5 protein-coding genes and 2 pseudogenes are annotated in these 5,558 nt (G+C 67.6%); 3 read left to right on the forward strand and 4 right to left on the reverse strand.

Annotated elements, in window-relative coordinates:
- Window positions 1-706 precede the first annotated feature (706 nt).
- Window positions 707-994, forward strand: a complete 288-nt coding sequence (locus ACFC02_RS41280; RefSeq protein ID WP_376367972.1) for an IS3 family transposase — start codon at window positions 707-709, stop codon at window positions 992-994.
- Between the two features lie 128 nt (window positions 995-1,122).
- On the opposite strand, the gene ACFC02_RS41285 is transcribed toward ACFC02_RS41280, so the two are convergent.
- Complete coding sequence (locus tag ACFC02_RS41285) at window positions 1,123-1,440, reverse strand: group II intron maturase-specific domain-containing protein (RefSeq protein WP_376367974.1); 318 nt, start codon at window positions 1,438-1,440, stop codon at window positions 1,123-1,125.
- A gap of 149 nt (window positions 1,441-1,589) precedes the next feature.
- On the opposite strand from ACFC02_RS41285, the pseudogene ACFC02_RS41290 reads away from it, so the two are divergent.
- Window positions 1,590-1,835 (forward strand): annotated as a pseudogene (locus ACFC02_RS41290) (integrase core domain-containing protein); the annotation flags it as partial.
- Between the two features lie 13 nt (window positions 1,836-1,848).
- Here ACFC02_RS41290 and ACFC02_RS41295 read toward each other — a convergent pair.
- The 3 genes from ACFC02_RS41295 to ACFC02_RS41305 all read right to left on the reverse strand — a co-directional run bounded on the left by ACFC02_RS41295 (window position 1,849) and on the right by ACFC02_RS41305 (window position 3,873).
- Window positions 1,849-2,436, reverse strand: a complete 588-nt coding sequence (locus tag ACFC02_RS41295) for a hypothetical protein (protein ID WP_376367975.1) — start codon at window positions 2,434-2,436, stop codon at window positions 1,849-1,851.
- Between the two features lie 220 nt (window positions 2,437-2,656).
- Complete coding sequence (locus ACFC02_RS41300) at window positions 2,657-3,229, reverse strand: hypothetical protein (protein ID WP_376367976.1); 573 nt, start codon at window positions 3,227-3,229, stop codon at window positions 2,657-2,659.
- Window positions 3,226-3,873: an RNA polymerase sigma factor gene (locus tag ACFC02_RS41305; protein WP_376367978.1), complete on the reverse strand. Its 648-nt coding sequence runs from the start codon at window positions 3,871-3,873 to the stop codon at window positions 3,226-3,228. Before ACFC02_RS41305 ends, ACFC02_RS41300 begins: the two co-directional genes overlap by 4 nt.
- Before the next feature lie 524 nt (window positions 3,874-4,397).
- Between ACFC02_RS41305 and ACFC02_RS41310 the strand changes: the two are divergent.
- Window positions 4,398-5,264 (forward strand): annotated as a pseudogene (locus ACFC02_RS41310) (IS5 family transposase).
- Window positions 5,265-5,558 lie beyond the last annotated feature (294 nt).

Genomic DNA, 5,558 nt, shown 5'->3' on the forward strand with positions numbered 1-5,558 from the left:
CCTCCAGTACCGGCCCGCCACCCTCGACGGCTTCATAGCCGGCACCGGCCAGGCGCTCGATGAACTCGCGTCACCTTGACGAGCCGAAGTCAGTAACGCTGTGATCTGCGGGGCAAGAGGGTTGGGCGAGGCAATGAGGTCACGGTAGCCCGGCCGGTCACGCGCGCTGTGGCACCGACCGGGAGCCGAGCGATTCAACCCGAGGACAGCCGAAGCGTCAGTCAGTGGGCGGGTCAGACCCCCGAGCGGTGCCAGGTACCAGTCTCAATGTCGGTGCGGGATGGGCCTTGACCTCTGATCTTGGACACACGAGACACTGGATCCTGAGGATCTGAGAACGGACATCTCGTGGTCGTGAAGCACTACCCGCAGGAGTTCAAGGCGGACGCGGTCGCGCTGTACCAGTCGCGGCCCGAGGCGACGACCCGGCAGGTCGCTGCCTATGTGGGAAACAACCCGTAAACGCTGCGGAACTGGGTCCGGGCGGCCGGCGCGCGCCGGCCACGGCGACGCCGTGCGGAGACACCCGCCGAGCCACCCACGCCTCTGGAGGCGGAGAACGCCGCGCTGCGCAAGAAGGTCCGTGAGCTGGAGGAAGAACGCGAGATCCTGCGGAAGCCCGCGAAGTATTTCGCCGGGGAGACGCGCTGGTGAACCGCTTCCAGTTCGTCGCCGACCACCAGCGCCGCTACGGCGTGAAGCGGCTGTGCACATTCTGGGCATCGCCCGAACGAGCTTCTACTACTGGCGCAAGACAGCGGCCGTGAGGGCGGCCCGCCAGGCCGCCGACTCGAAGCTCGCTGACCGGATACGCACACTTCATCAGGCCTCGGACGGCAACTACGGCGTTCCCAGGATCACCGCCGAGCTCCGGGAGACCGGCGAGGCGGTGAATCACAAGCGCGTCGCCCGGATCATGCAGACGATCGGGCCGGCCGGGCCCCGCCTGCGCCGCGCAAACACCGCACCACTGTCCCCGACCAGGCCGCGGTGAAGGTCGGTCCCGGACCTGATCGGCCGCGACTTCACCGCGGACCAGACGAACACCAAGTACGTCGGGTCGGGTAGCCGGAGGGAGTCTCACCCTCCGGCCCCCGCAGAACGGTGCGTAACAGTCTCCCGTTACACGGCTCTTGTCACCCTGCTCCCAAGACGGTGCGGCACATCCGCCAGTGCGCGAACATCCCCGGGTATCGCTGCGTGATCCCTTGGAGACATGTTCCTGGCCTTGCGGTAGCCGGCGAGTCGTTTGTACTTTCTGCGGATCCAGCGCAGCAGGTAGGCGTTGATGCGCTGGAGGAAGGGCCTCAGTGCGGAGGGGTAGAACGCTCCGTGGTACTGGATCCAGCCCCGCACGATCGGATTCATGAACCGTGCGAGCTGGGCGAAGGTGTGCCCGGTACACCGGTGGATGCGCCAACTGCGCACCTCGGCACCCATTTTCTTCAGCGCGTCTCTGCTGACCGCGGGCAGAAAGCAGGGGAACGTGACCCCGTGCTTGCTGCGCGCCGAGCGGGCTCGGAACGTGAACCGTCCAGTACTGCAGTCGGGCCTTCGCCGACGCCTGCCGCGAAGCGGGCGTCACCCAGTCCATGAGCGCGATCGGCTCCAGCGCGGGCAACGCACTCGCCGAGTCGTTCAACGCGACCTGCAAACGGGAGACCCTCCAGGGCCGCCGGGCCCGGGACACCGAGCGCGAGGCTCACCTGGACCTCTTCCGCTGGCTGCATCGCTACAACACGGTCCGACGCCACTCCCGCCTCGGCCACCGCAGCCCGATCGCCTATGAGCAAGCACTCCAGACAACATCAACTACGCCGGCCGAAGCCGCATAGCCCGTGTTCAGGATCAGGGGTCAAGGCCCGCCATCCTATTCAGACGTTCCTCGCACACGTTTGCCAACTGCAGCCAGCTGCGCCCCTCTATACGCAGGGCTGCGTCCGACACGGCGACCCACACCATGGTGAGGGTGTCGTCGGGCAGCGGTGAGTGCAGCAGGCGTTGTGCGTCCACCAGCAGGAGGGCTGCCGCCGTGCCGGGGGACGGCCCGGGCTCGTCCGCGTCGGCCACCCGGTGGATCTCTCTCCGGGCCGTGTCAGGGCGCCAGTCCTGGTGGGCGTTGCCGGCGAGCTGAGAAAGTCCGAAGTCCCAGGAAGTGTCGCGGTGTGTGGTGTTGATGGGGGGCCAGTCGACGTCGAGGCCATCCCGGACGAGTGCGAGGGGGTAGCCGAGTTGTTCACCCAGGACGAGGAAGCGGTCGTAGTGCTCTTTCGGGAGCCGGACCGAATAGGCCTTCAGGGCTCGCAGGAAGAGCCGGAAGCCGAGATCGGCCTCGGCCAGTGTGACCACCTGTTCCAGGGCCTGAGCAATGTCCGGCAGCACAGTGGCGACGGTCAGGTCTCCGGCCAATCCGTACGCGGGACGTTCCTGCGGCATGAGCCATTTCCTTCAGGGCGCGTGAGCGTCTACTTCGGATAGGCAGTCTTGACTACGAATCCATATCTTCCCTCACGTTCATTCGACCGCGACTATGACCTCACGCGCAGCTCTACGCCATTCCAAAGAGCGACCCGCACGACGCCCACGCTGCTCATCACCGTGCGGGAGGAGAACCGTCTTGCGGCGCCGCAGAGTCCTCCGCGGCGCCGCACACGCGTCAGCCGACGCGGACGGACGGGTCCAGGACGCCCTCCCCGATGCCCGGGACGGCGCACGTGGGAACCTTGTCCTTCTTGACCAGCCGGTAGGACATCGCCTTGACCGAGTCGTCGTCCTTGAACTCCGCGACGATGAGCAGGGTCGCGTTGTCCGGGATCATGTCGGTCCGGATGCGGGCCTTGCCGGGGTCGGAGGACAGCGCCTCGAACTTGGTGGCCCAGTACTCCGCGGGCGGAACCTCGGTGCAGCCCTTGTCCGCCTTCAGGGCGACCGCGGGTACGCCCAGCTTCTTCAGCTGCTCCTGAAGTCCGGGCAGACCCTCGGCGCGGTTCAGGTCGAGGATCAGGGAGCCGTCGTCCTGCTTGTCCACGGCGTACGCGGGCGAGCTGCCGGAGCCGCTCACGGCCGGCACGACGACCGCCGCGGCCGCGGCTGCCACCGCGGCCAGGGCGAACGGGGTACGCCGACGGCGGGCAGGGACGGGCACGGCAGGGGCGGGGGAGGGGGCGGCGGTGGCCATGGCCGACAGTTCCGCCGCGAGCTGCTTCTTGAATCCGGTCGGCGTGGTCATGAGACAACCTCCAGGGTGCGTTCTGCGCAAACCGCGCTCGTCGTGGGCGCGGTCGGGTCAGTACGGTCGGCAACGGGTGGGTGTGCGGTGCGCAGTGCGCGCCTGGCACGGTGCAGACGCACCCGTACGGTCGTGGTGTTGAGGCCGAGGGCCTGTGCGGCCTCGCGCGGGCTGAGGCCGTCGACGGCCACCAGATCGAGGACCGCGCGCAGCGGTGCGATCAGCTCCGCGTGCCGCTCGGTCAGTTCGCGGGCGGCGCGTTCGGCGTCGATACGTTCGTCGAGGGCGGCGATGTCCTCCTCGTCCAGCAGCCGCCGCCCGTTGAGCCGGGCGACCGCGTGCTGTTCACGGACGCTGCCGCGGTAATGGGTGGAGAGGACGTTGCGGGCGATGCCGTACAGCCAGGCGGCCGGGGCCCCGCGCTTGGCGTCGTACTGACCAGCGGCCTCCAGCGCGGCGACGAAGATGTCGGCGGTGAGGTCCGCGGCCACCTGCGGGCAGGCCGTGCGCCGGGTGACGAAGCCGAGGACGGCGTCGAAGTTCTCCTCGTAGAAGAGTGCGAAGCCGGCGGCGTCCGGCCGTGGCGGGGCGGCCCGGTTCGCCGGTCGTCGGGCCGCTGCGGCCCGTTCGGGTATCAGGGGCACCCGTGCCTCCAAGGGGATTGGTGATCTCTTACACCCGGTACTTGGCCGGACGGAGGCGAACTGTTTCACCGTTTCACCGGTTTCTCATCGGCGTGCCTGACGACGATCGGCGAGACGCACCGGAGCCAGGCGGCCACAGGGGTTACACGATGTGTCTGTCTCCGCTTGTCCGATACCGCACCCGTCGACAACCCCCCGCTGCTGGTGTCGCCCGGCTCCACCTGGCAAGGCCCGCCCTCCTGTCAGGAGCTGGGTCCTGACTGAGGATCCGAACTCCTGGTTCAACCAGTCTTAGAGGTCGTTTCCACCGCTAATGCGTTGTTTTCGACGGTTTTCTGAGGTGCGCTGGTGTGGTGTTGTTGAGGCTACCGATGTGAGTGGTCCTCATGGGCTGAGTGGGGCGACGGCTGGGATTGGAGGTGGCCTGTGCCTGTTTCATTCCCAGACGCCCGATTCTGGCGCGTGCTTCCGCAAGGCAGAACGCGCGCCTGGGCGCACTCCTCTGCTGGCGGTACATCCAGGGCATGGAGGAACGTCGTGCGTATCCGAGTGATCTGTCCGATGCCCGGTGGGAGCTGGTTGAGCCGGTCCTGGCGGCCTGGCGATCGGAGCGTCGGCGTCGGGCCCTGGCTTTCGGGCGGCCGCCCGAGCACGAACTGCGCGAGATCATGAACGCGATCCTGTACGTGGACCGCACCGGCGTGCAGTGGCGCTGCCTGCCGCACGACTTCCCGCCCTGGGAGACCCTCTACGGCTACTTCGCCAAGTGGCAAAAGGATGGCGTGTTCGCCCAGCTCAACGGACTGCTGCGGGAGTTGGTGAGGCAGAAGGAGGGGCGCAGCACCCAGCCCTAGGCATGTGTCATCGACGCGCAGAGCGTGAAGACCTCCACCAGTGTCCCGGCCGCCGGGCAGGGCACGGACGCGGCGAAGAAGATCGTGGGCCGCAAGCAGAGCATCGTCACCGGCACCCTTGGACTGCTGCTGGCGGTGACGGTCACCGCGGCGAGTGTGCAGGATTCCGACGCCGGCCGGATCCTCGTCGAACAAGTCGCCGCGGAGCACCCCACCGTCCGCAAGACCTGGGTCGACGGCGGCTACCGCCAGCACCTCTTCGAACACGCCGCAACCCTCGGCATCGACATGGAAATCGTCCAACGCAATCCCGGGACCAGGGGATCCACCCCGCTTCCCAAACGTTGGACCGTGGAGCGGACCTACGGATGGCTGATGCTCCACCGTCGCCTGGCCCGCGACTACGAGACCCTGCCCACCCGCTCCGAAGCAATGATCCACCTCGCCATGACCGATCTCATGGTCCGCCTCACCGGCGAGAACACCATCTCCTGGCGCGACCCCACAAAGCCGCATCAACCAAAGATTCCGGGATGAAACAACGGGAGAAAACGACCTCTCAGTACGGACCTGCGCAAGCCCCTCAAGCAATTGTGGATCTTCCGCGTGGACGAAGTCGGCGTGCTCTCGGCGTGCCGGGCGGAAGTCCTCGTACTGGGTGTACTCGGGCTTTCGCCCGGTGCGGCGAGAGGGCGTGCCAGGCGTCGCGGGGCGGGCGGGAGTGTGACGACAGGGTCTACTGCTCAGGTGCAGCGGCACGAGACACCGGGGTGTCCCGGTCGGCTCCGTCCAGGGCCACGGCCAGGCTCCGGGGGCGCATGTCCGTCCACG

Source organism: Streptomyces sp. NPDC056160, from assembly GCF_042268205.1.
In the GTDB taxonomy this organism is placed as follows: Bacteria; Actinomycetota; Actinomycetes; order Streptomycetales; family Streptomycetaceae; genus Streptomyces.

Coding starts and splice junctions, on each gene's coding strand:
- ACFC02_RS41285 (WP_376367974.1), bottom strand. CDS start 1,440: ATGGGTGCCGAGGTGCGCAGTTGGCGCATCCACCGGTGTACCGGGCAC.
- ACFC02_RS41295 (WP_376367975.1), bottom strand. CDS start 2,436: ATGCCGCAGGAACGTCCCGCGTACGGATTGGCCGGAGACCTGACCGTC.
- ACFC02_RS41300 (WP_376367976.1), bottom strand. CDS start 3,229: ATGACCACGCCGACCGGATTCAAGAAGCAGCTCGCGGCGGAACTGTCG.